Below are 26,759 nucleotides of genomic sequence, written 5' to 3'. Positions count from 1 at the left end.
CGGTTCAGGCGACCGCAACCCGCTCGACGAGCCGGTCGATCGCCGTGTCCGCGTCGATACCTGCTGCGTGCGCTTCGTACGAGAGGATCAAGCGGTGACGGAACACGTCGTGCACGATGCCTTGCACGTCCTCCGGGGTGACATAATCGCGGCCGCGCAGCCAAGCATAGGCACGTGCCACCTTGTCCAATCCGATGGCACCGCGGGGACTGACGCCCACCTGAATCCACCGGCCCAACTCGTCGTCCAACGTACTGGCGACGCGCGTAGCCTGTACCAGCGCGACGAGATAACGCTCGACCGGATCGCTCACATGGACTTCGTGAATTTCATTGCGCGCCCCCAGAATGACCGCCGGCGCGAGTCGCAATACGTTCGCCGACGCCGAGACGTCGGCCTCTTCCGAGCGCGCGAGCCGTACGATCGCCTGCTCGGCATCCTGCTGCGGATAGCTCACGCTGATGTGCATGAGAAAGCGGTCCATCTGCGCTTCGGGCAACGGGTACGTGCCCTCTTGCTCGATGGGATTCTGGGTCGCCATCACCAGAAACAGTGGATCGAGTTTGTGCGTCACCCCGCCCACGGTCACCTGCCGCTCTTCCATCGCTTCGAGCAATGCGGCCTGCACCTTAGCGGGTGAGCGGTTGACTTCATCGGCGAGGACGAGATTGGCGAAGATCGGACCGGCCTGAAACCGGAACTCGCCTTTACCGCCTTCCGAGAAATAGACTTCCGAGCCCGTGATGTCCGAGGGCAGCAGATCCGGCGTGAACTGTATGCGTGAGAGACGGGCATCGAGATGCCGCGCCAGCACCTTGATCGCGCGTGTTTTTGCCAGACCTGGCAATCCCTCGACCAATAAATGGCCGTTGGCGAGCATGCCCAGCAGCAACCGTTCGATCATGGCCTGCTGACCGACGATGGCTTCGCCCATCGCTTGCTGAAGTGCGAGAACGTCGTCGTGATGGCTCATGTGCCGGTTCTCTTGTTAGAGGTAGTCGCTTGAGGTTCGGCCGGACGCGCCGCCGAGCGGCCAATGAACCACGCGTAATACGGATTTTCAGGATCGGCACCGACGGCGGCGGCAATGTGTTCCGCCCACGCTTGACGATCCCCCCGGTACGCATCGAGACCCGCCCGGTAGAAGGTGTGAAGCACCTCGCGCTCCGCCCGGATGCTGCGCCACATCGCATCGTCCGCGCCACGCAACGGCGGGTCGTTCTGGAGCGCCATCAGGTTGGTCAGCGTTTCAGGGAACGCGGTGCGGCTCACCCATCCGGCGTATTCGATGCGCGGGCGGTCGTCCGTCACGGGCAGCGCGTCTGCGGCATACCACTCCAGCCCTGCCCGATCCGTCACCCACGTGGCGAGCAGGGCCTCGGCGGAGCGCACGCCGACGGCCTGAAGCGCATCTCGCGTCTTCGGCTCGGCAAAGCGGCGCTGTATGCGCTGCACGTCGAGGTCCAACGGCGTGAGCGAACCAATCAGCATGGTTTCGTGCAACTCCGTAGTCCACAGCGAGGCGTACGGAAACACGTCGAGAAAGCTACGCACGAGCGAGCGCGTGTCAGCGTCATTCTGCGTGGGCAGCGGCAGCCATTGCGCAACCAGCCCGCCGGGTTGCAGGCGTTTGGCGGCCAGTCGGTAGAAGTCCGTCGAGTACAGGCTCGCGACACCGGCCGCGGACGGGGGCGGCGGCTCCAGCGTAATCAAGTCGTAAGCCTGCTGGCTTTGCAGCAACTCCCGGCGGCCGTCGCGTAGCCGAATATCGACACGCTTGTTAGACGCGACGTCGAAGTTGCCGGAAAAGCTCGGCGCAGCGCGAGCGACCGCAGGGAGCAGTTCCGCGACGACACGGTATTGAAGGCCCGGATAGGCCAGCATGGCGCCTGCCGTGATCCCCGTGCCGAGTCCGATGACCAGCGCAGACTTCGGTTCGCCGTTGTGCACGATCAACGGCAGCAACGTCTGCAATCGCATGTAGCGCAGCGACGTCATCGCGTCTCCCGAGTTGGAAACGCCTTGAATGTAGAGACGGCGGAAGGTATTTGACGACGAGCGCTGTTCAAGCACGGCCACGGTGGCCCCTCTGCCCTCCTCGTAAAACACGGCGTCGCCGCCACGCGACTGGGTGAGCAGCGAGGCAAAGCGCTCAGGCGACGCACCCAGCGACGTCACCACGACGGCGGCGGTGAGCGCAGGCGCGAGCCAGCGCGAGCGCGAGTGCGCGCCTTTGCCCCGCCACACGGCGAGACATCCGATGACGCACGCGCCGCCGGCCAGCACCGCTAGCGTACGAACGAGCCCGATCGAGGGCACGAGCACGAACCCGGCCAGTGCCGAGCCCGCGATGCCCCCGATGGTGTTCCAGGCGACGACGCGCCCGACATCTGCGCCCACACGGGCACGGTCGACGCCAATACGCAAGACGAACGGGAAGGCTGCCCCTAGCAGCAACGTCGGCACAAAGACAATGCAAAGGGCAGCGAGTGCAAAGCTGGCATACATGGCCCACGAGGTTTGCGATGTCGTTGCCACCACCCACGCCTGAAGTGCCAACTGTGTGCGCATCAGCCATCCGCCGAGCAGCACCGTTTCCAGCAACGCAACGAGCCCGGCGGCACTCACCAGCGCACCAAACGCGCTCCATGGATCTCGCACCCGGTCGGCAAAGCGCGCTGCCGCCCCGCTGCCGAGCGCCAACCCGGCGAGATAAGTGGCGAGTACGACCGAAAACGCGAAGGTTCTCGTGCTCATGAATTGCACGATGCTTTGCGACCAGACGACTTCGTATCCCAACGCGATACCACCGGCGACGGCGTAAAGAGCCAGCGCAAGGCGCGCCTGGTTGCCGGCCGTGTCCTCCGGCGCAACCACAGCCGGGGCGTTGGAGACTTGAGCGCGGGCGCTTTCTTCGGCAAAGCGGCGAGAAAGCCGCCATGCCAGCAGCGCAGCGAGGCCATTCAAACCGCCTGCCACCAGTGCACTGCCGGTCATGCCGAGCGATGGAATCAATACGAAGCCGACAAGCAGCGTGCCGGCGATGGCGCCGACGGTGTTTGCCGCATAGCATCGTCCGCCGGCCCGCCCGATCCCGTCAGTGGGGGCCGTGACCAAACGCATGATCACCGGCAATGTGCCGCCCATCCCGATGGCCGGGACGATCACCAGCGCAAGCGGAAGCCCCCACGCGAGCACGCCAAGGTGGGCGTCCATCCACGCAAAGGGAGCGGCGGCATACGGAAGCACGAGGGTCGCTGCCACGCCGAGCAAGAGCACGGCACATTCGAGTTGCGCATATAGCCGAAGCGGGTTCGGCACGCGATCGGCGACCCTGCCGAAGTACCACCCGCCGAGCGCCAATCCGCCGAAGAACGCGCCCACCACGAGCGCCACCGCGTGAACATCCACGCCGACGACGAGGGAGAGCTGCCGAATCCAGACAATTTGATAAATCAGTCCGGCCGCGCCGGACATGAACAGCAGCGTCGCGGCGACTACCGCCGCACTCAACTGGCTCAACCGGCTCAGCCGGCCCAGCCGGCTTTGTTCGCGCGCATGCACCGCCGCCTTCGTCACGGCTTTCGATGCTTTAGAGGCGCGAGTCAACGAAGGGCTTGCCGGGGTGCTTCGCATAGGTCTGCCTTGGTAGAGCGGCGGACGACCGAGGTAATCGGCCGTCCGCCCGGGAACTACGAAGTGATGCGTTGCCTGACTTCTAGCGCACTACTTCGATGCCTTCTTGCTCATTGCTGCCGCGATTTGCTTGTCGACCTGCTCGCGCACCTGATCGATGCTGAAGCTGGCCGGACGCTGGCTCGGCGGATAGTCGACAAACGTCTGGAGGAACGCGCTGGCCTTGGCGGTACCGAGGAAGGCCAGATAGTCGTTCTTCACGAGCCAATCGTCGTACTGATTAGAGACAATGTCCGCCCGTTCGTACGGGTCCATGCGCAAGTTGAAGATTTTCGGCACGCGCAGGCAAGTGAACGGCTGTTGCCATACGGCGAACCCACCGGGGTACTTCATCTCGCAGTAGACAAGCTTCCAGTTGCCGAAGCGTGTCGCCACGAGGACACCGTCGTCGTTGAAGTAATAGAACTCGTCACGCGCACCTTTGTTGGTCTGGCCGGTGAGATACGGCAACTGGTTGTAGCCGTCGAGATGGACCTTGAACGTCGTGCTGCCCACCGATGCCCCTTTGAGCAATTTGTCCTTGATGCCGTTGTCGCCCGCGGCGGCCACCAGCGTCGGGAACCAGTCCATGCCGGAGAACATTTCGTTGCTGACCGTACCCGGCTTGATCTTGCCCGGCCAACGCACGATGGCAGGTACACGGAACGCCCCTTCCCAGTTCGAATCTTTCTCGCTGCGGAACGGTGTCGTCGCCGCATCAGGCCAGGAGAACTGATTCGGACCGTTATCGGTCGTGTACACGACGATGGTGTTATCCGCAATCTTCAGGTCATCGAGCGTCTTGAGCAGCTTGCCGACGTCGCCGTCGTGCTCGAGCATGCCGTCGGCGTACTCGTTGCCCTCCATACCGCTTTGACCCTTCATCGAATCACGCACGTGCGTGTACATGTGCATGCGCGTGGTGTTCATCCAGACGAAGAACGGCTTGTTCGCCTGTACCTGCTTGGTGATGAAGTTCTGCGCGGCGGCCGTCGTCTCGTCGTCGATGGTCTCCATGCGCTTGGTCGTGAGCGGTCCGGTATCTTCGATCTTCCCGTCGGCGGTGCTGTGCAGCACGCCCCGAGGGGTCATGGCCTTGACCATCGGGTCGTTCTTGTCTTTCGGCCAATACGGACGTTGAGGCTCCTCTTCGGCGTTCAGGTGGTAAAGGTTGCCGAAGAACTCGTCGAAGCCGTGTTTGGTCGGCAGGTATTCGTCGCGGTCGCCAAGGTGGTTCTTACCGAACTGCCCGGTGGCATAGCCCATGGATTTGAGCACTTGAGCCATGGTGACGTCACGATCTTGCAAACCGACGCTCGCACCCGGCACGCCGACTTTCGACAAACCGGTGCGCAGCGGCGACTGGCCGGTGATGAACGACGACCGGCCCGCAGTACAACTGTTCTCTGCGTAGTAGTCGGTAAACATCATGCCCTCACGGGCGATCCGATCGATGTTCGGCGTGCGATAGCCCACCACACCCATGCTGTACGCGCTGATGTTCGTCTGGCCGATGTCGTCGCCGAAAATCACGAGAATGTTCGGCTTCGCACCGTTGTTGCTTGCCGTTGTGGCCGGTGCCGCAGCGCCGGACGTCTGCCCTGCTGCGGCGGGCAGATTCGATTCGGCTGGCGGTTGTGCAGGTGTCGCATTGGCGTTCGCCGTGGTGTCGGGTGCCGCAGCTGGCGCCGGCGCTGCCGACGATTGGGGGGCTTGGGTCTTCTGTTCGTCCGACTTTCCGCACCCGGCCAGCACTGCGACCGCCAGCGCCAGTATGGCCAGAGCGCCACGTGGGATACGTGCGCGCCCACTGAAGCTTCGCATTGGAATCATTACCGCCTCCACAGGAATTGTGACGGCCACCGGCCGCCGGAACGTGCTGACTTGCCCGCTTGCCTTCGTCTGTCCGTGTTTGCCCGTGTTTGTCCGCCCTTCGCGCGGTGTCTGCGCTTAGTTGGCAGACCCGCTGCTGCTGGCGACAGCGGTGCCACGGCGCACGGCAGCCCATTGCGCGTCGTCCATGACGAGGCGGAATCCCAGATGCGACATGCTGTTGTAGGGGTCGGTGCCGCGCCGGGCGCTGGGCCGGTAGCTCAGGCAGTAGTCGACATTGCAGAGGAAGGAGCCACCGCGTGTCACGCGCTTCGGGGCGTCAACGGGCACGCCCGGTTCGCTGGGGTCCCACGATGCGACCGGACCCGCAGGATCGACGATGGCCTGCTTCTGTCCTGCCTCACGCCGAAATTGGTCGGCGCGATACCAGTCGGCGACCCACTGCCACGCATTGCCAGTCATATCGGACAACCCGTAGCCGTTGGGCGGGAACGTGCCGACGGGACTCGTGTCCACTGCGCCTCCGGCTTTCGGGCTGACGACCGGGAACGGCCGGTTTTGCTGTCCCTGCCAGACGTTGGCCATCTGCTTGCCGTCGGGGGTGAACTGGTCGCCCCACGCGTAGGTGGCTTGTTCAAGTCCGCCGCGCGCTGCGAACTCCCACTCCGCTTCGGTCGGCAATCGCTTGCCGACCCATTTGGCGTAAGCCTGTGCGTCCTCGTACGAGACCTGCACGACGGGGTGATTGTCCTTGCCTGCAATCGATGTGCGTGGGCCGCCCGGATGTTGCCAATCCGCGCCGGGCATATACCGCCACCAGCGCGAGTAATCCTGCAACGGCACCGGTGCCGACGTCCCCACGAAAACCATCCCGCCGGCCACCATCGCGCTGTCAGGCGGGCGCGGGGTGCCAGGCGGGAGTTGCACACGCAACGTCTCCCATTCCGGTTTGCGTTCCGCCGTGGTGACATAGCCAGTCGCCTCGACGAACTTGCGGAACTCGGCGTTCGTGACGTGATGCGTGTCCATCCAGAAACCATGCACGCGTACCTGATGCGCCGGACGCTCGTTGGCCTGCGCCAGACGGCTGTCGCTCCCCATCTGGAACGGACCGCCCGGGATATGGACCATGCCGCTCGGGCCGCGTATGCCGTCACCGCTTACGACGGTCGGCACGGAGGGTGCGGCCGTCCGGATTTTCCAGACGGTTCCGGCAGCCACTGCCATGACGACGGCCGCCAGGACGATGAGCTTGCCGTGTGGGGGCGTCCACCGCGTGGCCGTTCCGTTCGCAGTGCCACTTTTTTTGGCGGATTGCGATGGCTTGGCGCTAGCGGTCGATCGAGTGCGATTGGCGTCGAGGCAGGGCTTCATTCAACACCTCATAGGAAAGGCGGACAAAATCTTCAGCCCGGTGAGGGCATCATCTTTTCATCACGAGACAGACGCAATCCGTGTTGGGGGCAACCGGATTGCCCCTTCGGGCAATGGCCGTCCCCGACACCGTATTGCGGTTCTATTTGTTGGCCGCTGGGGCCGTTTCGAAGCGGAAGATCGTCGTCCAGTCGTTCTGCATGCTGACGACGACCCACCCTGCCCGCTTGGCCTGATCCCAGGCTTTGTCGAGCTTCGCGGTGCTCGATGAACGGTCGTAGGCGAACTCGCGCACGCCGTCGTCGTGGTGGATCAACACGCCCAGCGAGGGGCCGTTGCCGGCGGTGGTGTACTCGATCATTTCCCGGTCGCCGTCCGAATTGCCGACTGCGAGCACAGGCCGCCGTCCGATCGCCCGGAAGATGCTGACCGGTTTGACGGGACCGTCGTTGAATACGTCGAAACCGGGCTTGCGCACGAGAACAGGTTTGCCGTCGCGCGATTGATATTGAAGCTTCTCCTGACTGCCGACGATTCGCTCGGACGGGATACCGTAGGCATCACTCGCCCATACGCGCATGAATTCGGCGGTGCCACCCGAGACGATCCATATCTGGAAGCCGTTGGCGCGCAGCAACGCCAACAGTTCGCGTTGCGGCTGGTAGATCAGATCCGTATAGGCGCGTCCGAACCGGGGGTGACGCGCGCTTGCCAGCCAATCGCGGATGGCCGCGTCGTACACGTCGGTCGACATGCCGCTGTTGGCTTCCGCGATCAACGCGAAGGCATCTTTCTTGTTGGCGGCGAGTGCAGCAACGTCATTGCTCATCAACGCCTTGAACGCCGGGCGCTTCTTCCATTCGGGATGGGCCGGCGCTGCCGCCTTTACCTGATCGATCATGAAGATCAACTGAAACGGTATGGGCTGCTCGCTCCATAGCGTGCCGTCGTTATCGAACACGGCAATGCGCGATTCGACCGGGAGAAACGTCGGTGCACCCACGCGGGTGACATCGCTTACGAACTTGAGAATGGTGTCGCGCGATGGACCGTCGCGCCACGACGGCAACGATGCCGCGACCGGATCGACCGGGGTGAGCGGTGCGACCGAATGCACGGCCGGTTGCGCGGTAACCGACGCCTCGGGCGCTGCGGCGGCGTCAGGCGAAGTTGCGCACCCGCCAACGACCGTGACACTGCACGCAGCCGCAAATATCAGTGAGAGCGTTCGGCCCAGGATAGATCGGTTTCGGGAAATGCTCGTCATTGGCTATCTCCGCCGAGAGAAAAGAACCGCGCAAATGATTCTCGGCGATTGACGCTGCCAACGACATAGGGGTTTCGGGCAAAAGCGATAATGATTTTTGCCGGAGGGTATTCGAGAATACGGGGGAAATTTCTAGCGAAACCGCCGAACGACGGTAGTTGGCGTCAATTAGCAGGTCGAACCGAATTCACATACGTCGCGATATCGTCCAGTACCGGCGAGAACTGCCTGACCGGTATGCCGAGCGCTCCCACCAGCAGGACGTGTCCCAACTTGTAGTGGCGAACTTCCACGTCGTCGCCTGCGGCCCGCAGCCGTTGCGCGAAGCGCTCGGTGTTGCCCGGATCGACGACGCTATCGCTGTCCCCAACCCCTAGCCACATCGGCGGCTCGTGCCCCGACACGAAGTGGATCGGCTGGCTTGCCGCGCGGACTGGTTCGGGGAATATCTTGCGCAGCACGTCGCTTTCCAGCGGCAGAAAGTCGTAGGGGCCAGCAAGACCGACTACGCCCGCAATCTCGTTCCGTGCCATCCCTTGTGCGCTTAAGTAGCGCGGATCGGTCGCCAATAGCGCAACAATCTGCGCCCCTGCCGAATGGCCCATCAAAATAAGCCGTCCGGTATCACCGCCGTACGCACGCGCATGATCCCTCGCCCAACGGACCGCCAACGCCGCGTCTTCCATGAACCCCGGGAATATCACCTCCGGATACGTCCGGTAGTCCGGCACGATCACCAGAAATCCCCGCGACGCCAGCGCCTCGCCCACAAACCGATAGTCCGCGCGCTCCCCGTTCTGCCAGCTTCCCCCATAGAAGAACACCACGACCGGCGTGCCTGCCGGTGAGGTTGCGCGCTGCGTTGGCACATAAACGTCGAGCCGTTGACGATCTGACTGCCCGTAGGCGAGATCGGTCGACGCCTCATAGGTGGATCGTGGCGTCAGTGCATTCACCAGATAGGCGGGACTACACGCGGTAAGGGCCGCACCGGCTGAGGCGACCAACAGCAGCTTGCTGAGCAAGGTGCCTGACATTTTGGCTCCGTGACTTGGGTTGTTGACTTACGAACTGGACGATGACGCACGCGCGCCCGCCTTCATCGGCAGGCCAATAGCCACGGCACCGGGCGCACAGGTTCGAATACGTGCCAGATTGGGTTCCGGATGCAGGATGAACAAAAAAATGTCCATTTTCTTGACGACATCTGCATCCGCCGGGCTGCGCCACTCGTATACACACACATTGCCCCCATCGCCCCTGTCCGATGCAGGAGACCCTATGCTGCGAAACGCTTTGCTGGTATTCAGTGCGATCGCCGGCCTGCTGCTGAGCGCCTGCTCGGGCGCGCCCGCCAACCCGAATCCCCTTGCGAATACCCCGCTACAGGTGGTGCCCGTCGATTTGCCCCGCTATATGGGACGCTGGTACGTGATAGCCAATATCCCGTACTTTGCCGAACGAGATTTCGTGGGCAGCCGCGCCGAGTGGTATCTGCGCGAAGACGGCCGGATCGACGATCACTTTTATGGACGCAAAGACGGCTTCGACCAACCGGAACGCCACTATCAATTCCTCGACAGTGTGGTGCCGGGCAGCGGCGGCGGGCGCTGGAGCGTTCGACTCTTCTGGCCGATTTACGTCTCGCAACTCACCTTGTATGTCGACCCGGACTATCGCTACACGTTGCTCGGTTACCCCGACAAGTCGCTTGGCTGGGTCTTCTCGCGCGAACCCATGATGGATGACGCCACCTATCACGGGCTGCTGGCGCGCTTTGAGGCGATGGGTTACGACACGTCCCGTTTTCGACGTGTGCCGCAGGTGAGCGAGCAACTTGGGCAGCCGGGCTTCGCTTCGCCCGGCGAAAAGGACTGACAGGTGATCCTGACCTCCCCTTTGTTGACCACCCGCCGCCTCGCCATCTCGTGGGTGTGCGCGGCCTCGCTGATCGCTGCCTGCTCGGTTTCCAATGCGCGGGCCGGGTGCCGCGACGACATCGCCGGGGCTCGCCACATCGGTGCGGGAGAATTCTGCGTGCTGGGCTTCTGCCTTTACCGGGCTGAGCTTTGGGCCCCCAAGGCGCCCGTGGCACCCCTTGCACCGTTGTCATTCGACATCCCGTTTGCGCTCTCGCTGACCTACGAACGTAGCCTTAGCGGTGCGCGCATCGTCTCGACGGGCATCGACGAGATTCAGCGACTGGCGACACAGCCGATCGCTGACGCGACGCTCTCGGCTTGGCGTGACGCGATGCGACGGGCGTTCGGTGATGTGTCTCGCGGGGACGAACTGTGTGGCGTCTATCTGCCCGGGCGTGGGGCGCGGTTCTATCTCAACGGGAACGTTTCGGCGGAAATTGACGATCCCGCCTTCGCGCAGGCGTTCTTCGGCATCTGGCTCGACCCACGCACCCGCGCGCCGTCGCTTCGCAAGCAATTGCTCGGCAGCAACTGATTTCGGAAAATTTGCATTCGGCTGCATCCGAATCGACATCTCGTGTGTAGAGAAGGTAGCGACCCGATATTCAGGGCGCCAAACGACTCGATCCGACACAGGAGTTTTGCCATGATGCGCATAGTCTCAGTCAGCCTCGCCGCCTCCACCCTGCTCGCCGCTTGCGCCCAGAACATGCCGATGGCCGGCACCTCAGGTACGGCCGCCCCGGTGGCAGCAGCCGTCAAAGTCCCCGACGGCCACACGATTGCGCTGCAAACCGTCGGCAAAGGCGAAATTCTTTACGAATGCCGGGAAAAGAAAGACGCCGCAGGCCAGTGGGAATGGACATTCATCGGCCCGGATGCGGTGTTGACGGACCGGAGCGGCAACGCCGTCGGCAAATACTATGGCCCGCCCGCAACGTGGGAATCCAATGACGGCTCCAAAGTGACGGCCACACAGGTAGCTATATCGCCCGCGGGTGCCGGCAGCATCCCATTGCAATTGGTCAAGGCAAACCCGGCCTCCGGCCCCGGTGCCATGCAGGGGGTCACGTACATCCAGCGGCTTGCCACGCAAGGCGGGGTCGCGCCGACGTCCGCTTGCGCCACGGCAACGAAGGGCGCCAAGGAGAAGGTGAAGTACCAGGCCGACTACATTTTCTGGAAAGCCGCTTGACACATCTCTGAGCGACGGGCATTTTGCGGAAGACGTAGTCGATCTGTATTCGCGTGCTTCGACATATCGCCGATGGTTTCCGAGAGGTGCCCGTGCACGACGAGAAGGATGATTTTGACTACGAATCATTGATTGCCGCGTGTGGCGGCAAGGATCGTAAGGCGCTCCAGCGGCTTTATGAGCGCGATGGCGCCTACCTTCTCGGCGTGGCCCAGCGCATCGTGCGCGACCGGCAGTTGGCCGAAGATGTCCTGCACGATGCCTTTGTCAGCCTCTGGACCAACGCGGCCAGCTTCGACGCCGCCCGTGGCTCGGGGCGGGGCTGGATTTTCAGCATCGTGCGTCATCAGGCGCTGAATGCCATTCGGGGCCGAGAGCGTGAGGTCGACGTGGACGACGAGACCCTCGATGCCCATGTGAGTGCCGACGCCATGCATGCGGAAGCTTCGAATTCATTTTCAGTCGATCCTCTGATGCTGGGCCGCCTCGGTGAATGTCTGGAACGGCTCGACGCGTCGCCACGTGCCAGCATTCTTCACGCCTATCTCGACGGCTATACCCACAGCGAAATCGCCGAGCGGCTTCGTTCACCCCTCGGCAGTGTCAAAGCGTGGGTACGGCGCGGTCTGCAATCGCTACGTGAGTGCATGGGATGACGCCAGAAGAACTTAACGCGCTCGACGATCTGGCTGGCGAATACGTCGTCGGCACCTTGCCATGGGCGCAACGGCAAGCGGTGCAAGCGCGGCTGCGCCACGAACCCGTGTTGGCTGCCAAAGTCGCCGAGTGGGAAGCGCGACTCCAGCCACTGGCCGACACCGTGGCGCCCTTGGCACCTTCAAAACAGCTTTGGCCGAGAATCCGCAGAAGCACGTCGACCATAGGCGCCGAAGGATGGCGTCGCTGGTGGAACGACGTGCGTTTCTGGCGGACCAGCGCTCTTGCCGTGTCGTTCGCAACGCTGGTGCTTGCGGTGGTTCTCGGTGTCCAGCTGCGCACGCCGGCACCGGTGCCGCAGTTTGTCGTTGTGCTCATGTCGCCGCAGGACAAGACACCGGCATGGCTGGTGCAAGTCGGCGCCAATCGAAAATTGCGGCTGATACCGCTGAAGTCGCAGGAAGTGCAACCCGCCAAGGCGTTGCAGTTCTGGACCAAGGCCGATGGCTGGTCTGCGCCGATGTCGTTGGGGCTGGTGCAAGCGGGCGAATCGCTGGAAATCTCACTCGACCGCTTGCCGCCGATGCAGCCCAATCAATTGTTCGAGATCACGCTCGAGCCGCCCAACGGGTCGCTGATCGGGCGTCCGACAGGGCCCATCCTGTCTATAGGGCGCGCGGTACCGACGACGTGAGGCCATCGAGCGGCTTGGCGGGGAATCTGAGGCGAAATGCCGTGCCAGCAGTGGCGTCGCTTGTCGCAGACACCGAGCCGGCATGCAGCTCCATGATCGACTTGACGATGGCGAGTCCCAAGCCGGTGCCTGTGGTTCGCGTGCTGCCGTCGTTATGGCGTGACGGGTCCACGCGGTACAGGCGGTCGAAGATTCTCGGCAAGTGTATTTCGGGGATCACGTCGCCCTGATTGTGGACAGCAATTTCAGCGCCTTCGGGGGACGCCGAGCACCGTATCGATATCGTGCTGCCGGGGCGCGAATGGCGAATCGCATTGGTCAGCAAGTTGGCGAGCGCGCGGCGCACCAACCCGTGATCGACGACGCAGACGGCATCGCCGCTGACTTGCATCGTCAGACCACCCTCCTCGGCCATCGGCGCGAAGTCTTCGGCAATCGACGCCGCAAGGTCATGCAGTGCCGTGGGTTCCCGTTGCAATTTCGCGTGGGCGGCATCGGCACGCGCCAGAAACAGCATCGACGTGATCATGTGCGACAAGCGCTCGCACTCTTCGATGTTCGACGCGAGAATCGCTTTGTATTCCGCAGGCGTGCGTTCCCGTGAGAGGGCCACCTGAGACTCGCCCATCAGGTTCGATAGCGGTGTGCGCAGGTCATGCGCCAGATCGGACGAGAACTGCGAAAGCCGCGTGAACGAATCGTTCAGCCGGGCGAGCATGCGATTGAACGCGTGCGACAGGTCGCGCAGTTCTGCTGGGGTGTCGTCATCCGCCAGCGGCTGGCCAAGGCGTTCGCTCGACACCTGCTCGGCGGCCTGCGTGAGTGTGCGCAAGGGTTTCAACCCGAGGGTCACCAGCCAATACGCCATGGCCGCCACCAGCAACGTACCCACGATCAGTGCGACCACCGCCGTGAGCGCGAAGCTGGCCAGCACGTTGACCTGCTCTCTCGGGTCGAGCTGCACGACGATCATGACGTGCTCGCCGCCTTGTCCGATGACGTCGTCAGCCGCCACGTAACGCAGCCGGACGCCCAGTTCGGCGTTGGCGATCTTCTGCACATGGCGCTCGTGCGGAATGTTGTGGCTGTCGACGTACGTCAGCGCCGTCGCCGGGGGGCGATAGCCACGACTCGCGATCAACGTCTTCCCGCTGGCATCGAGCACAGCAAAATCGAGGTTCTGATGCCCGTGCGTCGCGTCGTACCATCGGCGCGGATTGGCACCGATCTCCGACTTGTCCGTGATCCCCCTTAGCTCAGAGCGCAACGAACTGACCGTGCCGAGAAGATCCTGATGCGCGCGTGCGCGCAGCTGTTCCGCCAATGCGAAGTAGAGATACAGGCCCATGAGCGCCAGCACCGTGAACATGCAGCCAGCGATAAACAGCGTGAGTCTGGCGCGCATCGACCGGGCATGTCGCAGCGGTTCGGCAGCGTTCGTCATGATTCGCGAGGCTCGCGAAGTTCCAGCACGTAGCCCATGCCTCTGACGGTATGAATCATCTTCGTGGCAAACGGATCATCGATCTTGGCGCGAAGGCGTCGCATCGTCACGTCGACGATATTGGTATCGCTGTCGAAGTTGACGTCCCACACCTGCGACGCAATCAAGCTTCTCGGCAGAATCTCGCCGTGGCGCCGCATCAACAACGCCAGCAGCAGGAACTCCTTGGCCGTCAGCGTAATGCTCGTGCCTTGACGCACCGCCTTGTGACCGAGCAGATTCAATTCGAGATCGCCGATCTGCAAGACGTCGGGCTCGCGTGTGCGCCCGCGTCGCAAAATGGTCCGCACGCGCGCCAGCAACTCGGCAAACGCGAACGGCTTCGTCATATAGTCGTCGGCGCCCAGATCGAGCCCCTTGATGCGCTCGTCGAGGTCGTCACGCGCGGTCAGAAACAGCACCGGCGTGTGGCGGCGCGCCCGGAGTTCAGCCAGTACCTGCCAGCCGTCCTTGCCCGGCAGCATGACGTCGAGGACCACGAGGTCGTACGCGAGCGTCGTGGCCATGTGAAGACCGTCAATGCCGTCGACGGCGAGGTCGACGACATAGCCGGCCTCCGTCAGCCCCTTCTTCAGGTACTGCCCCGTCTTGTGCTCGTCCTCGACGACAAGAATGCGCATTTCGTTCCTAAGGTGACGTTGAACTACTAACTCGGCCGACGGAATTTTCGTCCCATCCGGGCAACCCACCGATTGGCCATACCGCCCTGCGGCTCGCGCCGGCAGACGGCGCGATAGAGCACGGGCAGCACCAGCAAGGTCAGCATGGTGGACGACAGAATGCCACCAATGACGACGGTCGCCAGCGGGCGCTGTACCTCGGCACCGGTCCCGGTGGCAATCGCCATCGGCACGAAACCGAGCGACGCGACCAGCGCCGTCATCAGCACCGGGCGCAGACGCGTCAGCGCACCTTCCCGAACCGCCACGTCCAGCGGACTTCCACCGTCGCGCAGATTCCGGATGAAGGATATCAGCACCAGACCGTTGAGCACCGCCACACCGGAAAGCGCGATAAACCCTACCGCCGCCGTGATGGAGAGCGGAATGCCGCGCAACCACAGCGCGACCAACCCGCCGCTCAGGGCAAACGGGATGCCCGTGAACACGATCAGGCCGTCACGCACGTTATTGAACATGGCAAACAGCAGCGCAAACACCAGCAACAACGCTACCGGCACGACGATCTTCAGCCGGTCGGACGCCGACTGCAACTGCTCGAACTGGCCGCCCCAGGCCGTCCAGTACCCGGCAGGCAGCGCCACCTTCTCGATCTCGACGCGCGCGTCTTCCACAAACGACCCCAGATCGCGCCCGCGCACATTGGCACTCACCACAATTCGGCGTTTGCCGTTCTCGCGGCTGATCTGGTTCGGGCCCGGGCTCAGATCCAGCGTGGCGACTTCGGACAGCGGAATGAACGCGGCACGTTGCATTGCCGGGTCGCCCACGACACCGTCACCGCGTGGCGTTGCCGTCGTTGCTGCGGGAAGCGAGATCGGCAAGCGCCGAATTGCATCGAGGTTCTCGCGCACGTTGTCCGACAGGCGCACGACGATGCTGAACCGACGGTCACCCTGAAACAGCGTACCTGCGGTCTGCCCGCCAAGCGCGGCGGCAACCGTGTCCTGCACATCTGCGACGTTGATGCCGTAACGCGCGATCTTTGCCCGGTCGATGTTGATCGTCAGCATCGGCAGCCCCGACGTCTGTTCGACCTTGACTTCCGTCGCGCCCGGAATCGCCTGCAAACGCGTGCTCATGCGCCCGGCCACTTCGTTCAGCACGTTCATGTCGTCGCCGAATATCTTCACGCCCACATCGCTGCGCACACCGGAAATCAACTCGTTGAAGCGAAGCTGGATCGGTTGCGAGAACTCGTAGTTGCTGCCCGGGATCGATTGCGCGACGCGGGTAACCTCTTCAATCAGTTGCTCGCGCGTCTTGCTCGGATCCGGCCATGCGTTCTTCGGCTTGAGCATGATGTAGCCATCGGAGATGTTCGGCGGCATCGGGTCCGAGGCGACTTCTGCGGTGCCGGTTCGCGCAAACACGCGCTCGACTTCCGGCAACTGCGCAATCAACGCCTTCTCCAACTGCTGCTGCATCTGCACCGACTGCGTGAGACTGGTGCCCGGAATGCGTAATGCCTGAATCGAGAGATCGCCTTCATTGAGATTCGGCATGAATTCGCTGCCCAGGCGAGATGCCAGACTGAACGTCATGAGCACCGCAACGACGGCACCCGCCAGCACGATGCGAGCGTTCCCGAAAGCCCAGTCAAGCGCGGGCTCGTACAGGCGCCGCGCCGCGCCCATGACACGGTTCTCTTTCTCTTCAACCCGACTGCCGATAAAGGCCGCCACCGCCGCAGGAATGAATGTCACCGACAGCACCATAGCCGCGCCCAACGCCATGACCACGGTGATCGCCATCGGGTGGAACATCTTCCCTTCGACACCCGTGAGCGCAAAGATCGGCAGATAGACCACCATGATGATGGCCTGTCCGAACAGCAACGGGCGTCTGGCTTCACGCGCTGCGCCGTAGACCTCATGCAAACGCTCCTGCATGGTGAGCGGCCGGCCATGTGCCCGCTGGGCATGCGCGAGCCGTAACACGCAGTTCTCCACGATCACCACCGCGCCGTCGACGATGATGCCGAAGTCGAGTGCGCCAAGGCTCATCAGATTGGCGCTGACCCGGCCGGCCGCCATGCCGGTAAAGGTCATCAGCATGGACAACGGGATCACGAGCGCGGTGATCAGTGCGGCGCGCAGATTGCCAAGGAACAGGAAGAGAATCGCGATCACCAGCGCCGCGCCTTCGAGCAGGTTCTTCTTGACGGTCGCAATCGCCTTTTCTACCAGCACGGTGCGGTCGTACACCGGGATGGCTGAGACGCCGGGCGGCAGGCTCTTGTTGATGGAGATCATCTTTTCCGACACCGCGCGCGACACGGTGCGGCTGTTCTCGCCGATCAGCATGAACACCGTGCCGAGCACGACTTCGCGGCCGTTCTCCGTGGCCGCGCCGGTGCGTAGCTCACGCCCGAGGGAAACCTCTGCAACGTCCTTCACCCGTACCGGAACACCGTTGACGTTGTTGAGGACGACGTTGCCGATGTCTTCCGCGTTTTCCACTTGCGCAGGCACGCGAACCAGATACTGTTCGCCGCGACGCTCGATGTAGCCCGCCCCGACGTTGGCGTTATTGCGCTCCAATGCGCGCACGACGTCGGTAAACGTCAGCCCGTAAGCGATCAGCCGCGCCGGGTCCGGGGCAATCTGATATTCCTTGGCGAAGCCGCCGATCGTATTGATCTCGGTGACGCCGGGCACGCTGCGCAGTTGCGGTTTGATGATCCAGTCCTGCACTTCGCGCAGGTCGGTCGACGTGTAGGGGGTGTTGTCGGGCTTGCGCGCGTCGGGCGCAGCTTCAACTGTCCAGAGGTAGATTTCCCCGAGCCCGGTGGAGATCGGCCCCATCTCCGGGTTGATGCCGGCAGGCAATTTCTCGCGGGCCTGTGCGATGCGCTCGCCCACGAGTTGACGGGCGAAATAGATGTCGGTGCCGTCCTTGAAGATGACCGTGACCTGCGACAGGCCGTAGCGCGACATCGAGCGCGTTTGCTCAAGCCCCGGCAGACCCGACATCGCGGTCTCGATCGGATAGGTGACACGTTGCTCCGCTTCGAGCGGCGAGTATCCCGGCACATTGGTGTTGATCTGCACCTGCACGTTGGTGATGTCAGGCACCGCGTCGATGGGCAGCCGCTGATAGGCAAAGACACCGGCAATGGCGACGGCGAGCGTGACGATTAACACCAGCCAGCGGTGCGCAATCGAGAACTGAATAATGCGTTCGAACATGCGTCTGGCTCCGGGGTTCAGTGGCTGTGCTCAGCCGTGCTCTTGCCGAGTTCGGCCTTGAGTACAAAGCTGTTGGCGGCCACGTAGGGAGTGTCGGGTGCCAGCCCGCTGACGATTTCGACGTGCGTGTCGTCGCGGCGCCCGGTTTTCACGGGCGTGGCGACAAACCCCTGTGCGGTCTTGACGAAGACGACCGTGCGGCCCTCGACGGTCTGAATCGCCGCCTCGGCAACCGCCACCGGCACATTGACCTGACTCGTACCGATGAAGACGTTCACGAACACGCCGGGACGCCACATGCGGTCCGGATTCTCAAGCGATACCCGCGCCTTGGCGGTGCGAGTCTGTTCGCCCAGCAGCGAGCCGACGTAGGCCACCGTACCCTTCGCCTGCGAGTCGAAAGCGGACGAGCGCACGGTCACGGGGGTACCCACGCGCACCGCACCGAGCGATTGCGACGGCACGGCGATCTCTGCCCACACCGTGCCCATGTCGGACAGCGTGAACAGGTTGGCTGTCTCCGTGACGGCTTCGCCCAGCGCAGCGTGCTTCTCCACGACGGTGCCGTCGAACGGCGCACGCAGTTCAATCCGGTTCAACCCGTCACCGGATGCAGCGCTCGCGCCCACGGCACTCAACTTCTGCCGGGCATTGCGCACCGCAATGTCCGCTTCCCGCAAGACCTGTTGTGCCGCGATGAAGTCCTGCTCCGCCGAGATCTTTTCTTCCCACAACATCTTTTCACGCTCGTATGTCTTGAGCGCACCGGCTCTGCGTTCCTGCGCGGTGAGCAGTTCCGCGCGCTGTTCCGACACTTGTGTGCTGGACAGCACCGCGAGCACGTCACCCCGTTTGACCTGCTGCCCGAGACTCACGTTGACCCGCTCGACAACGCCCGGCACGCGCGGCACCACGTGCGCCGTCCGGTCCTCGTTGAAGCGAACTTCGCCGGGCAATTCCATTTGCTCGGATATCTGAGCCGCCCCCGCTGTCTTGATCTCGATGCCCGCAGCCGCCTGCTGCGCGTCGGTCAGCGTCACACGTTCCTCGCCACCGGCGTTGGCCTCGTCGGCATGGTCGTCATGATCGTCGTCGCCCTCACCGTGGGCGGCGCCCGACGCCTTCGCGTCGCCGTGACCGGCATGCCCGTCCTGCTTCGCCGCGTTGGCGACCTTCGGGTCGGGCGTCGACGGCGTTTGACGCCCGTCGGCACGCATGACGCTGACACCGATACCCACACACAGTGCGGCGATGCCGCCAAAAACGATCCACTTCTTTGCTCGTTGCACGAGGATTCCTCACTGATATTGCGGTTGGGTCAGGCGATCGGCCGACAGGAGCGAAACGCCGTCGACGCTGCCACCCACGGCAAGACCGACGGTGGCGTAGGCGCTGTACGCGCCAGCGACAGAAGTGATGTACTGAGAGCGAGCCATCGCGAGCGTGCGTTGCGCGTCCAGCACGTCGAGGAAACCGAATTTCCCGAGCAGGAAGCCGCGCCGCGTGGCGTCATAGGCGCTCTGGGCTTGAGGCAGGATGTCTTCCCGGAGCCTGCGGGCGGCTTCGCGCGCCGCCGTGAACTCCGCATAGGCGCTCGTGAGCGTCTGCTGCTGTTGCTGGCGAACCCCGAGGTAGGCGTCACGTGCGATGTCAGCGCGTTGTGCTGCCTCCAGCGTGGCACCGCGCCGGGTGTCGAAAATCGGCAAGGGAATCGAGAGCCCGACGACCGCCTGATTGTCTGTGCGTGCCCCGTCGGTCACGCGCTTCAGACCGAGGGTGACGCTCAGGTCGGGAATGCGTTGCGCGCGCTCAAGTTTTGCGAGCGCGTCACGACGCTGGATTTCCTCACTCGCCGATCGCACCGCTGGCGTGGTGTCGAGCGCCGCCGCGAGGCGCGACCACTCCGGCAGCATCGGCAGCGACTCCAGACTGCCGGACAGCGTGCCGGGCAACTGTCCCTCGGCCACGCTCAGTACCTGCGCGAGCCGTGCGCGAGCACGGTCCCGGGCGGCATTCGCGCTGGCCAGTTCGATCTGTGCATTGTTCGCGGCGATTTGTGCGCGCCCTTCGTCGACGGGCGAGACCTTCCCGGCTTTGACTCGCCGCTGCACCGCCACGAAAGTTTCCTGCGCGATGCTGGCCGTCTGCGTGGCCAGCTCGACCAGTTCGGTGCTCGCCAGCGTCTCGAAATAGCGCACGACGACCTCGCTGCGTACCGAGGCTTCGCTCGCTTGTGCGTCCAGCTCGGCCGCTCGCTGCGCCGCTGATCCGGCCTCGACACGCCATTGGCGCTGTCCACCGAGTTCGATCGGCTGCGTGAGTTGTGTCGTCGTCGTGCGCGCGGTGCTGCGAAAGTCTTCCTGAAGGACCGACAGCGAGGGATTCGGCCGCGCGCCAGCTTGCATGAGCGCGCTCGACTGCGCATCGATTTCGCGGCGTGCGACTTTCAGTCCGATGTTGTTCTCGAGCGCGCTCTGCATGGCTTGCGCCAGCGTGAGCGATGTGACGGAGCCGGGTGCGCTGACGGCGGGCTGTGCATTTGCCGGGGCGATGCCGAGCAACAGCACGGCAACACACGTTGCGTAGAGGGTGGTCTTCATGGGCGCAGAGAGAGCCGGCGCGCAGGCGGGAATCGATCGTGGCGGATCGGCGAGCGCGGTCGGACAGGGAAAGGGGAGCCCGGACGAGAGGGACCGGACAGCGGGCATCCTAAGCACCCGCGGCGATCACCAACATGAAACGGGGATTACATTTTTGTCATCTTCAGACGACGGCCGTCAGGGATGGCCGCTGCCGTCCGACGCCCGGGCGAGACGCGCCCCGGCAACGGCGCGCTGACCGGCCTCAGTTGGCATCGGGTCGATGGCGCCGTACATGGTGTTCAGCCACTGCGTCAGACGCAGTTCGGCGAAATACACCTGACCGCCTTCTAAGTGCAGACTGCGGCCGAACGTACCGTCTGCCCGCCCTGTGAACTCGTGCTCGCCCGGTGGAAGGTCGAGCACGAGATAGGTCATGGGCGCGAGATCACCGGCGTGAGTGCTGCCCACGTCCACCGGCGTGGTGCGCCGGGGGTCCGTGGTACGGGAGCGCACGAGATAAACGCGCGCGATGTCGGCCGGCGGCGCCACGAATGCCTTGGCTTGCCCATCGGCGTCGCGGCTCTCCATCGGCACCGAGACACATTGCGATGGCTTGCCCAACCAGCGACATGGGACGAAGGCTTCGGCCTGCGCGCTTTGTGCCGTTGCTGCCAGCGCGACAGCCACGAGCGTCGCGGCGGGCGCGAATGAGAGAAGACGCCGACGCATGACGTCACTCGACCAGAGGCAGTTTCGGATACACCGAATCGGGCTGGTTCAGCAGGCCTTGTTCTGCCGCGGCTTCCAGCTCCTTTTGCACTTGCTCGCGGGTCATCTTCGACGGCGACTGCGTGCCTTGCAGTGCCTTGAGGTTCGACGGCACCGGCACGCCGTTGGCATGCACGTCCTTCAGTTGCTTCGCCACATCGTCACGCGCGACGGCCGGCCCCGTGTCGGCGGCGAACGGCGGCACACTGTTGTCATAGCGGGCAGTGGCCTGTACGGACATCGACAGCAACGCGCTGGCACTGAGGGTGGAGATGATGAGGATGCGTTTGATCATGGTGATACCCCTTGGGTTGAGATGACTCGGGAAGACGTCAGTCCCTGTGGAACTGTTGGGTACCATCGTAAGCAGCGGCGGCAAACAGCAAGATGAACCGGGGATTACTTATTTGTCATGAAGATGACAAGGAGCGACAAGCCAAAGATGACCATCGCATGACGCGTCAATCGATGCTCACACCGAGCGAAATCATGACCTATAGTCGTTACTCCAGTAGCGCCGGATAGCCCCCCTCCGCCGGCAGGCTATGCCTCGAAAACTCGCTGGCGGGCAGTATCGACTAGGAGCAGAGCATGAGCGATAAACCGACAGTCATTCTGGTTCACGGTTTCTGGGGAGGTGCGGCCCATTGGGCGAAAGTCATTGTCGAATTGACGCGCAAGGGCTACACGTCGATTCACGCGGTTGAAATGCCACTCACTTCGCTTGCCGACGATGCGGAGCGTACGCGCAAAATGATCGCGCAGCAGAAAGGTCCGGTCTTGCTCGTCGGCCATTCCTATGGAGGCGCCGTGATCACCGAGGCCGGTGATCAGCCGAACGTGATCGGGCTGGTCTACATTGCCGCGTTCGCACCCGACGCGGGGGAGAGCCCCGGCGGCATTACCGAGCAGCATCCCCCCGTCGCCGTGCCGAATCTCGCGCCGGACAGCGATGGCTATCTGTGGATCAAGGCCGATAAGTTTCACGAGAGCTTCTGTCAGGATCTGACGCCGGAAGAAGGCCTCGTGATGGCTGTCACCCAGAAGGCCCCCCTCGCGTCGACATTCGGCGACACCATTACCGCACCGGCGTGGAAGAAAAAACCGTCGTGGTATCAGATCTCCAGCGACGACCGGATGATCGCACCGGAGAACGAGGCGATGATGTCGGCGCGGCTCAACGCGAGGAAGGTGATCACCCTGGCAGCAAGTCACGCATCGCTGGCGTCGAAGCCGGTCGACGTCGCCGCGCTCATCGACGAGGCGGCATCAACGCTTGCCGACGCCTGAGGCTTCCAATGACGGGCACCCCCGGATAACGGGGGTTAACGTTAGTTCCACCTAGCAACAGAGAACGTGTCAAACGCTCCTAATCGTCGGGTTTTGTCGGGCACTACCATGACTTCACCCTAAAACGAAAATCAGGAGACATGGCATGCTTCACGACCTTCCCGCCCGGCCCGAGACCGTGCACTGGGGCTACTTCGACGCGACCCAGCGACCCGCACTGACGGTGAAAAGCGGTGATCTGATTCGCGCCGAAGCCGTCACGCATCACGCGGGCGACGCCCCCGATCTGATGATGGACGCCGCCGTGCGTGCCATCTACGACACGATTCCCCACGAAGATCGCAACCCCGGCGTGCACATCATGACCGGCCCGATCTTTGTCGAAGACGCGAAACCGGGCGATATGCTCGAAGTTCGCTACCTTCAGATGATTCCCCGCTTCCGATACGGCGCCAACGTGGCCGCCCATTGGGGGCAGCTGTACGACGATTTCAAGAAAGAGCGCGTCACCATCTACGAGCTCGACAATCGCTCGAACACCGCCCACGCCCTCTTCGCCTTCGACTACCCGGGCAAGCTCACCACGCCGGGCAAGATCGTCGATCACCGGGAGTGCTGCAAACAACCCGCACTGGCAGGGGTACGCGTCCCTGTGCGCCCGCACTTGGGCACTGCCGGGGTTGCACCGGATGCCAAGGGGCGCGTGACCACGGTCGAGCCCGGACTGCATGGCGGCAACATCGATAACTGGCGCATCGGTGCCGGTGCCACGATGTACTACCCGGTGCAGGTCGACGGCGCACTCTTCTCGATCGGTGACCCGCATATTTCACAAGGCGACGGCGAGATCAGCGGCACTGCCATTGAGGCCTCGCTCAATGTGCTGTTCCAGATCGTGCTGCGCAAGGACTTCCACTTCCCGTCGCCCCTGCTCGAGACGCCGGACTGCTGGATCGTCCACGGCTTCCATCCCGACCTTGACGAGGCAGGCAAGAACGCTGGCCGCGATATGGTCCAGTTGCTGACGGAGCAGCAGGGCCTCTCGCGCGACGACGCCTACTCGCTGATGAGCGTTGCCGCCGACTTCGGCGTCACGCAGGTGGTCGACGGCACACAGGGTATCCATTGCACGATGCCGCGCAGCATCTTCCCGCCCGAAGAAACGGACGCGATGGCGGCGGCCCGGCAATCGACAAAGTCATCGACGAAACCGTAAGGAACCCACGCCATGCAATACGTCTACATCGGGCGCAATGAAATCGTCGCCCTGCTCGTCGGGCTGGTCACGGGCACGCTGTACTCGTGGCTCAACCTGCCGATTCCGGCGCCGAACGTCGCCGGGGGTATTTTCGCCATCGTTTTCACCTACCTTGGCTATCTCATTGTTCAGGCTTGGCGACGCTCGGTAACGTTCGGCCGCCCGCCCGCCGAGGACGTGCCGCACACGCGACCGGTCCGGTCATCCTGAGGAAAACATCATGGTAGAGCTCACGCTGGGCGCCACCGAGCTTCAGGCGGCCGCCGTCGGTCTGGTCACCGGCATCGTCTACACAAGCGTGCGGGCACCGATTCCCGCGCCAAATGTGCTCGGCGGTATTTTCGCCATCTTCGGTACGTTTGTCGGCTTTGTGCTCGTCGCCGCGATGCGAGGCCAATTGCACTTCGGCTAGCGGGATTGCATCATTGACGGCAATTCCCGGGCCGGTGGCATCGCAGGTTGCCCCGGCCCGGCGTCCATGTCACCCATGCAGGAGATTGGTCTTGGATCGCGCGCACTTTTCAACCGAGTCCTACGCTCATGACCAGCGGGGCCCCGCGTGGCAAGCCCGGTTGCTCGACGCGCGTCTGCATTTTCGCTCGCCTGCCCCTGAGCAACCGCTGCACGGCACCCTGCTCTCGCATCGCACACCCGCAGGCATCGAGGTGTCCGTCATCGCTGCCACGCCGCAAGTCGTATCCGCCCGCGCGGGCGGCGAGCGTGGCTATCTGCTCATCATGTTGCTCGACGGGCAGGCAGAACTCACGGGAAGCGTGATCGACGAGCCGCTGGCGACGGGCGAGATTGCCTGCATTCCGGCGATGGAAAGCGTCGATTTCGTGGCGCGGACGCCTTTTCGTATCGTCACGCTGCATATTCGGCACGCGCTGATCGCGCCTCGACTGGCAAGCGCGCCGCTGGCCGGCACCTGCAAGCTGCCGCCGTCGGTCGGCGGCCTCTTCGGCAGTCTGCTCAGAACGATTGCCGATCAACTCGACGCAATGGCCGAGCCCGATGCGCAGGCTCTCGAACCGGTCGAAGGCGTCTTGCTTGAGTTGCTGGCGTCGGCGCTGGTGGCTGCCAAGCCCCATGCGACGTCGGGACTGTCATCCTCGCGATCGGCCATGTTCGCGCGTATTTGTCATCGTGTTCAGGCGCGGCTTGCGGAGCCCGACCTGTCGTTGTCGGCCATTGCCAGTGACGAGCACATCTCGGATCGCTATCTGCGAAAACTGTTCGAAGACTCGGGTCACAGCTTTTCGACGTATCTGCGCAATAGCCGTCTGGAACGATGTCACGCGGATCTCGCGAACCCGGTCTACGACCAGTTGTCCGTGTCGGATATTTGCTACCGATGGGGCTTCAACGATCCGTCGTATTTCAGCCAAGCATTTCGGGAACGATTCGGCGTGTCGCCGAAAGCCTATCGCGAGCAAAGCGTGAAGGCGCGCACCCTGCCCGCCCGCGCACGTATTTCCCGGGGGCATCCCGACTTTCCCTCGGCGACGTTGCAACGCGGTGCCGGATTGACGGCAGATGCGGTACGCACTGCGCACCGTTCCGCTACCGAAGGCCATGACGGTAACGCAGCGCATGCCAATTTGCCTCACGCGGCGGGACAGCATCACTATTTGCGCGCAACACGCGAGTCGGTGCACTGGGGATATTTGAGCCATGATCTGCCACCGGTGCTGACGGTCGACTCCGGCGATACCGTCACGATCGAGACGCTGACCCAGCACGCCACCGACGACTGGGAACGCATGGTGCAGGGCGACCCGGGTGCCGAGAGCGTCTTTCACTGGACGGCCACGCAGAAGAACGTCGACCGGCGAGGCGCTGGCCCAATGGATGCGTCTGTCTACGGGCGCGGCGCTGGAGAAGGCTTCGGCGTGCATATCTGCACGGGCCCGATCGCCGTCGAGGACGCCATGCCGGGCGACGTGCTGGAAGTCCGCATTCTCGACTTGCAGCCGCGCCCCAGCGCCAATCCGGCCTATGCGGGCAAGGCCTTCGGCGCGCACGCGTCGGCGTGGTGGGGATTTCACTATCAGGACATGCTGACGGCACCGCGTGAGCGCGAAGTCGTGACCGTCTTCGAGATCGACTGCGAACGTAACGATGGCGTCGCCCGCGCGCTCTACAGCTTCCGCTGGACGCCGCAGCGCGACCCGTTCGGTGTGGTGCACACGACCATCGACTACCCGGGCGTGCCCGTCGACCATACGAAGATAACGAAGAATTACCGCGCACTGAAGGATGTCGAGATCCCGCTGCGGCCGCACTTCGGCGTACTCGCCGTTGCGCCCGCGCAAGACGGTCTGATCGACTCGATTCCACCGTCGAGCTATGCGGGCAATCTGGACAACTGGCGTGTCACGCGCGGGGCCAGCGTGTTCTTGAAAGTGGCGGTGCCCAATGCCTTGCTGTCGATCGGCGACCCGCACGCGTCGCAAGGCGATGCCGAGCTGGGCGGCACGGCCATCGAATGTTCGCTCACTGGCAAGATTCAGTTGATCTTGCACAAGAAGGCGGCGATCCCCGCCAATGCGCCGTTTGCCGACCTCACGTATCCGCTGGTGGAAACCGCGCAGGAGTGGATCGTGCACGGCTTCAGTTCACCGAACCACCTCGCCGAGCTGGGGCAGAAGGCGCAAAGCCAGATCTACCTGAAGTCGACGCTGGACAGCGCCCTGCGTGACGCCTTTTACAAGGCGCGCCGGTTTCTGATGCAAGTGAACGGGCTGACGGAAGACGAGGCGAACGCGATCCTCTCCGTTGGTGTCGACTTCGGCGTCACGCAAGTGGTGAACGGCAACTGGGGCGTGCACGCCATCATTCGGAAGTGCCTGTTTCCGTCCTGATACGT

The 26,759-nt window shown here is 63.3% G+C and carries 23 protein-coding genes; 10 read left to right on the top strand and 13 right to left on the bottom strand.

Going from position 1 to position 26,759, the window contains the following annotated elements:
* Positions 1–4: 4 nt before the first annotated feature.
* The 6 genes from CDV46_RS25310 to CDV46_RS25285 form a co-directional block, all read right to left on the bottom strand.
* The gene (locus CDV46_RS25310) at positions 5–973 is read right to left on the bottom strand and encodes an AAA family ATPase (RefSeq protein WP_087687551.1); all 969 of its coding nucleotides are present in this window, start codon (positions 971–973) and stop codon (positions 5–7) included.
* The gene (locus tag CDV46_RS25305) at positions 970–3,477 is read right to left on the bottom strand and encodes a fused MFS/spermidine synthase (protein ID WP_254916240.1); all 2,508 of its coding nucleotides are present in this window, start codon (positions 3,475–3,477) and stop codon (positions 970–972) included. Before CDV46_RS25305 ends, CDV46_RS25310 begins: the two co-directional genes overlap by 4 nt.
* A gap of 249 nt (positions 3,478–3,726) precedes the next feature.
* Positions 3,727–5,508 (bottom strand): arylsulfatase, encoded by a 1,782-nt coding sequence (locus CDV46_RS25300; protein ID WP_254916217.1) that lies wholly within the window; start codon positions 5,506–5,508, stop codon positions 3,727–3,729.
* A 117-nt stretch (positions 5,509–5,625) separates the two neighbouring features.
* Positions 5,626–6,735 (bottom strand): formylglycine-generating enzyme family protein, encoded by a 1,110-nt coding sequence (locus CDV46_RS25295; RefSeq protein ID WP_087725739.1) that lies wholly within the window; start codon positions 6,733–6,735, stop codon positions 5,626–5,628.
* A gap of 289 nt (positions 6,736–7,024) precedes the next feature.
* Positions 7,025–8,149, bottom strand: coding sequence for a haloacid dehalogenase-like hydrolase (locus CDV46_RS25290; protein ID WP_087687554.1), 1,125 nt, complete (start codon positions 8,147–8,149; stop codon positions 7,025–7,027).
* 164 nt (positions 8,150–8,313) lie between these two features.
* The gene (locus CDV46_RS25285) at positions 8,314–9,186 is read right to left on the bottom strand and encodes an alpha/beta hydrolase (RefSeq protein WP_087687555.1); all 873 of its coding nucleotides are present in this window, start codon (positions 9,184–9,186) and stop codon (positions 8,314–8,316) included.
* Between the two features lie 244 nt (positions 9,187–9,430).
* On the opposite strand from CDV46_RS25285, the gene CDV46_RS25280 reads away from it, so the two are divergent.
* The 5 genes from CDV46_RS25280 to CDV46_RS25260 all read left to right on the top strand — a co-directional run bounded on the left by CDV46_RS25280 (position 9,431) and on the right by CDV46_RS25260 (position 12,617).
* On the top strand, positions 9,431–10,027 hold the full coding sequence (locus tag CDV46_RS25280; RefSeq protein WP_087725737.1) for a lipocalin family protein: 597 nt from the start codon (positions 9,431–9,433) through the stop codon (positions 10,025–10,027).
* A 6-nt stretch (positions 10,028–10,033) separates the two neighbouring features.
* Entirely contained in the window at positions 10,034–10,606 is a 573-nt protein-coding gene (locus tag CDV46_RS25275; protein WP_441339363.1) for a chalcone isomerase family protein, read from the top strand.
* A gap of 114 nt (positions 10,607–10,720) precedes the next feature.
* Positions 10,721–11,266: a DUF3455 domain-containing protein gene (locus CDV46_RS25270; RefSeq protein WP_087726092.1), complete on the top strand. Its 546-nt coding sequence runs from the start codon at positions 10,721–10,723 to the stop codon at positions 11,264–11,266.
* A 53-nt stretch (positions 11,267–11,319) separates the two neighbouring features.
* Positions 11,320–11,922 carry a sigma-70 family RNA polymerase sigma factor gene (locus tag CDV46_RS25265; protein WP_249277454.1) on the top strand — a complete coding sequence of 201 codons (603 nt, stop codon included), beginning with the start codon at positions 11,320–11,322 and terminating at the stop codon, positions 11,920–11,922.
* On the top strand, positions 11,919–12,617 hold the full coding sequence (locus CDV46_RS25260) for an anti-sigma factor (protein ID WP_087725735.1): 699 nt from the start codon (positions 11,919–11,921) through the stop codon (positions 12,615–12,617). Before CDV46_RS25265 ends, CDV46_RS25260 begins: the two co-directional genes overlap by 4 nt.
* Here the strand turns inward: CDV46_RS25260 and CDV46_RS25255 are convergent.
* From CDV46_RS25255 to CDV46_RS25225, 7 genes are all read right to left on the bottom strand, one after another.
* Complete coding sequence (locus CDV46_RS25255) at positions 12,589–14,061, bottom strand: heavy metal sensor histidine kinase (protein WP_087725733.1); 1,473 nt, start codon at positions 14,059–14,061, stop codon at positions 12,589–12,591. The two genes, CDV46_RS25260 and CDV46_RS25255, sit on opposite strands and share 29 nt — an antisense overlap.
* Positions 14,058–14,741 carry a heavy metal response regulator transcription factor gene (locus CDV46_RS25250; RefSeq protein WP_087687561.1) on the bottom strand — a complete coding sequence of 228 codons (684 nt, stop codon included), beginning with the start codon at positions 14,739–14,741 and terminating at the stop codon, positions 14,058–14,060. The genes CDV46_RS25255 and CDV46_RS25250 overlap by 4 nt, the downstream gene beginning before the upstream one ends.
* A 26-nt stretch (positions 14,742–14,767) precedes the next feature.
* On the bottom strand, positions 14,768–17,992 hold the full coding sequence (locus CDV46_RS25245) for an efflux RND transporter permease subunit (protein ID WP_087725731.1): 3,225 nt from the start codon (positions 17,990–17,992) through the stop codon (positions 14,768–14,770).
* 17 nt (positions 17,993–18,009) lie between these two features.
* Positions 18,010–19,281 carry an efflux RND transporter periplasmic adaptor subunit gene (locus tag CDV46_RS25240; RefSeq protein WP_254916216.1) on the bottom strand — a complete coding sequence of 424 codons (1,272 nt, stop codon included), beginning with the start codon at positions 19,279–19,281 and terminating at the stop codon, positions 18,010–18,012.
* Between the two features lie 9 nt (positions 19,282–19,290).
* A complete protein-coding gene (locus CDV46_RS25235; RefSeq protein ID WP_176399192.1) occupies positions 19,291–20,592 on the bottom strand; it encodes a TolC family protein in 1,302 nt (433 codons plus the stop codon).
* Positions 20,593–20,769: 177 nt separating this feature from the next.
* Complete coding sequence (locus tag CDV46_RS25230) at positions 20,770–21,303, bottom strand: DUF2846 domain-containing protein (protein WP_087687564.1); 534 nt, start codon at positions 21,301–21,303, stop codon at positions 20,770–20,772.
* Between the two features lie 4 nt (positions 21,304–21,307).
* Positions 21,308–21,637, bottom strand: coding sequence for a DUF4148 domain-containing protein (locus CDV46_RS25225; protein WP_176399191.1), 330 nt, complete (start codon positions 21,635–21,637; stop codon positions 21,308–21,310).
* A gap of 296 nt (positions 21,638–21,933) precedes the next feature.
* Between CDV46_RS25225 and CDV46_RS25220 the strand changes: the two genes are divergently transcribed.
* The 5 genes from CDV46_RS25220 (at position 21,934) to CDV46_RS25200 (ending at position 26,754) form a co-directional block, all read left to right on the top strand.
* The gene (locus CDV46_RS25220) at positions 21,934–22,632 is read left to right on the top strand and encodes an alpha/beta hydrolase (RefSeq protein WP_087725726.1); all 699 of its coding nucleotides are present in this window, start codon (positions 21,934–21,936) and stop codon (positions 22,630–22,632) included.
* Between the two features lie 145 nt (positions 22,633–22,777).
* Positions 22,778–23,848 carry an acetamidase/formamidase family protein gene (locus CDV46_RS25215; protein WP_087687567.1) on the top strand — a complete coding sequence of 357 codons (1,071 nt, stop codon included), beginning with the start codon at positions 22,778–22,780 and terminating at the stop codon, positions 23,846–23,848.
* Between the two features lie 12 nt (positions 23,849–23,860).
* Positions 23,861–24,100 (top strand): XapX domain-containing protein, encoded by a 240-nt coding sequence (locus CDV46_RS25210; RefSeq protein ID WP_087687568.1) that lies wholly within the window; start codon positions 23,861–23,863, stop codon positions 24,098–24,100.
* A 10-nt stretch (positions 24,101–24,110) separates the two neighbouring features.
* Entirely contained in the window at positions 24,111–24,302 is a 192-nt protein-coding gene (locus CDV46_RS25205) for a DUF1427 family protein (RefSeq protein WP_087687569.1), read from the top strand.
* 91 nt (positions 24,303–24,393) lie between these two features.
* Complete coding sequence (locus CDV46_RS25200) at positions 24,394–26,754, top strand: acetamidase/formamidase family protein (protein ID WP_254916215.1); 2,361 nt, start codon at positions 24,394–24,396, stop codon at positions 26,752–26,754.
* Positions 26,755–26,759: the final 5 nt, after the last annotated feature.

Source organism: Pandoraea sp. PE-S2T-3 (assembly GCF_002179965.1).
In the GTDB taxonomy this organism is placed as follows: domain Bacteria; phylum Pseudomonadota; class Gammaproteobacteria; order Burkholderiales; family Burkholderiaceae; genus Pandoraea.
This window is presented reverse-complemented; position numbering and strand designations above follow the sequence as displayed.

What these genes read in the sequence shown, in the direction of transcription:
- CDV46_RS25260 (WP_087725735.1), top strand. Translation starts at nt 11,919, where the DNA reads ATGACGCCAGAAGAACTTAACGCGCTCGACGATCTGGCTGGCGAATAC.
- CDV46_RS25250 (WP_087687561.1), bottom strand. Translation starts at nt 14,741, where the DNA reads ATGCGCATTCTTGTCGTCGAGGACGAGCACAAGACGGGGCAGTACCTG.
- CDV46_RS25205 (WP_087687569.1), top strand. Translation starts at nt 24,111, where the DNA reads ATGGTAGAGCTCACGCTGGGCGCCACCGAGCTTCAGGCGGCCGCCGTC.
- CDV46_RS25280 (WP_087725737.1), top strand. Translation starts at nt 9,431, where the DNA reads ATGCTGCGAAACGCTTTGCTGGTATTCAGTGCGATCGCCGGCCTGCTG.
- CDV46_RS25270 (WP_087726092.1), top strand. Translation starts at nt 10,721, where the DNA reads ATGCGCATAGTCTCAGTCAGCCTCGCCGCCTCCACCCTGCTCGCCGCT.
- CDV46_RS25220 (WP_087725726.1), top strand. Translation starts at nt 21,934, where the DNA reads ATGAGCGATAAACCGACAGTCATTCTGGTTCACGGTTTCTGGGGAGGT.
- CDV46_RS25295 (WP_087725739.1), bottom strand. Translation starts at nt 6,735, where the DNA reads ATGGCAGTGGCTGCCGGAACCGTCTGGAAAATCCGGACGGCCGCACCC.
- CDV46_RS25215 (WP_087687567.1), top strand. Translation starts at nt 22,778, where the DNA reads ATGCTTCACGACCTTCCCGCCCGGCCCGAGACCGTGCACTGGGGCTAC.
- CDV46_RS25245 (WP_087725731.1), bottom strand. Translation starts at nt 17,992, where the DNA reads ATGTTCGAACGCATTATTCAGTTCTCGATTGCGCACCGCTGGCTGGTG.
- CDV46_RS25305 (WP_254916240.1), bottom strand. Translation starts at nt 3,477, where the DNA reads ATGTCCGGCGCGGCCGGACTGATTTATCAAATTGTCTGGATTCGGCAG.
- CDV46_RS25310 (WP_087687551.1), bottom strand. Translation starts at nt 973, where the DNA reads ATGAGCCATCACGACGACGTTCTCGCACTTCAGCAAGCGATGGGCGAA.
- CDV46_RS25230 (WP_087687564.1), bottom strand. Translation starts at nt 21,303, where the DNA reads ATGCGTCGGCGTCTTCTCTCATTCGCGCCCGCCGCGACGCTCGTGGCT.
- CDV46_RS25225 (WP_176399191.1), bottom strand. Translation starts at nt 21,637, where the DNA reads ATGATCAAACGCATCCTCATCATCTCCACCCTCAGTGCCAGCGCGTTG.
- CDV46_RS25300 (WP_254916217.1), bottom strand. Translation starts at nt 5,508, where the DNA reads ATGATTCCAATGCGAAGCTTCAGTGGGCGCGCACGTATCCCACGTGGC.
- CDV46_RS25255 (WP_087725733.1), bottom strand. Translation starts at nt 14,061, where the DNA reads ATGACGAACGCTGCCGAACCGCTGCGACATGCCCGGTCGATGCGCGCC.
- CDV46_RS25210 (WP_087687568.1), top strand. Translation starts at nt 23,861, where the DNA reads ATGCAATACGTCTACATCGGGCGCAATGAAATCGTCGCCCTGCTCGTC.
- CDV46_RS25290 (WP_087687554.1), bottom strand. Translation starts at nt 8,149, where the DNA reads ATGACGAGCATTTCCCGAAACCGATCTATCCTGGGCCGAACGCTCTCA.
- CDV46_RS25285 (WP_087687555.1), bottom strand. Translation starts at nt 9,186, where the DNA reads ATGTCAGGCACCTTGCTCAGCAAGCTGCTGTTGGTCGCCTCAGCCGGT.
- CDV46_RS25235 (WP_176399192.1), bottom strand. Translation starts at nt 20,592, where the DNA reads ATGAAGACCACCCTCTACGCAACGTGTGTTGCCGTGCTGTTGCTCGGC.